Raw genomic sequence first — 1,669 nt, forward strand, 5'->3', positions numbered from 1 at the left:
CTGACGGTGCACCTGGCTCTCGGTGGTGCGCGCGCCGATCGCGCCCCACGAGACGGCGTCGGCGATGTACTGCGGGCTGGTCGGTTCGAGGAACTCGGTTCCCACGGGCAGACCCAGGTCGAGCACGTCGAGCAACAGCGTGCGGGCGGTGCGCAGACCGCGCGGGATGTCGTAGCTGCCGTCGAGCGCGGGGTCGTTGATGAGGCCCTTCCACCCGACGGTGGTGCGCGGCTTCTCGAAGTACACGCGCATGACGATCAGCAGGTCCTCGGCCGTCTCCTCCGCGAGCGCGGCGAGTCGCGCCGCGTAGTCGAGGGCCGCCTCGGTGTCATGGACGGAGCAGGGGCCGACGACCACGAGCAGGCGGTCGTCGCGCCCGGCGAGCACGTCGGCGACCTCGGCGCGGCTGCGTTCGACCAGCGCCTCGCGGGCCTCGCCCAGAGGGAGATCGCCGAGGATCTCGGTCGGCGTCGGCAGCGGGGAGTAGGACAGGACTCGCCTGTCGGCGGTCTGGGTGGGGTTCTCGGCGGTGACGGTCACGGCTGTGCACTCCTGGCGATGGGTCGTGGCGGGCCGGGTGCCGTGATCCTCTTCGGTGCCCTGTGCCTGTCGCACCCGGATCCGCCGTCTGGAAAGGCGGAAGGCGGCGACCATGGTGGTCACCGCCTCTGGGCTCCGGGTGTCGAGACGTCCGTCTAGCGGACGCGTGCGCTCGCGGCGCGGGCTCCACCCGGAGCCCACATAAAGCGCCAATATGCGCGAGCGATCGACATGGCTGACACCGTACCAGACGGGCCCGGGTCTGCCGGAGTCGCCCCGCAGCCCCACCCCCGACAGCCGCTCCCGCGCCTGGCGCCTTGCTCGCGCGCCTGCTCGACCAGGGCACAGCCGCACGCCGCCATGGCGTCTGGCGTGCACCGCTGCGCAGGCCAGGCGCCGTCGCGAGGGGCGGCTACGGAACCGTCCACACGGGGGCCCACCAGGGCACGGCACAACGCGACTGGATAAAGCTGGTGCCTACCTGGCGTCAGCGTTGCCAGGTGTGTGCTCGCCTTGCCACCTCGTGGATCGCATCGATCTCACGCAAGCCCAGGCGATGCGGTTGAGCCTTGAGGAATCGGCCGATCCCCCGTCGCGGGACCACGGCTAGCGCGCCGTCTGCAGGCTGGGCCTTCACCGTGAAGCCTCGTCGCGCGCCCACGACCGCGATCAACCCGATCACCGGCACCGGGAACCCGACGTGCTCCGCGAGCATTCGGGACGCCCGTTTCGCCTCGAACCTGCTGTTGCGGACATAGGGGACTCGTCGACCGTTCACCATGACGGTGTCTCCGCCGACCCACACCGATGCCTTCGGGTGGTTCTTCGAATTCACGGTGAACACGCCACCCGGGCCGATCACCACGTGGTCGATATCCGCACCACGCTCGCCGACGCGAACGGCATGGAGCACTCTCCACTCCGCGCCGAGCCTGTTGAGCTGCTCGGCGACGGCCTCCTCGCCGTCGGCGCCGATCCGCCATGCCCGCTCGTCCGTCTTCGCGTCGATCATCCGGGCGAACAGGTGACGCATCAGCCCCTGCGCCTCGCGCTCGGCCAGCGCCCGCTCACGCGCTGCAGCCCCGGCCCGCACATCCGCGAGGTCGTGCCAGCCGGCTGGCCCGGCCGG

2 protein-coding genes are annotated in these 1,669 nt (G+C 71.1%); both read right to left on the minus strand.

All coding sequences use genetic code 11. The annotated features are described in order from the left end of the window. Positions 1–540: 3-deoxy-7-phosphoheptulonate synthase (locus G6024_RS04960; RefSeq protein WP_159148204.1), on the minus strand; the 540-nt coding region annotated here is incomplete at its 3' end. 487 nt (positions 541–1,027) lie between these two features. Continuing rightward, positions 1,028–1,669, minus strand: a 642-nt coding sequence (locus G6024_RS04965) for a nuclease-related domain-containing protein (protein ID WP_235027759.1), incomplete at its 5' end; no start/stop codon positions are given.

This window comes from Dietzia maris, assembly GCF_014144855.1.
GTDB classification, from domain to species: Bacteria; Actinomycetota; Actinomycetes; order Mycobacteriales; family Mycobacteriaceae; genus Dietzia; species Dietzia kunjamensis.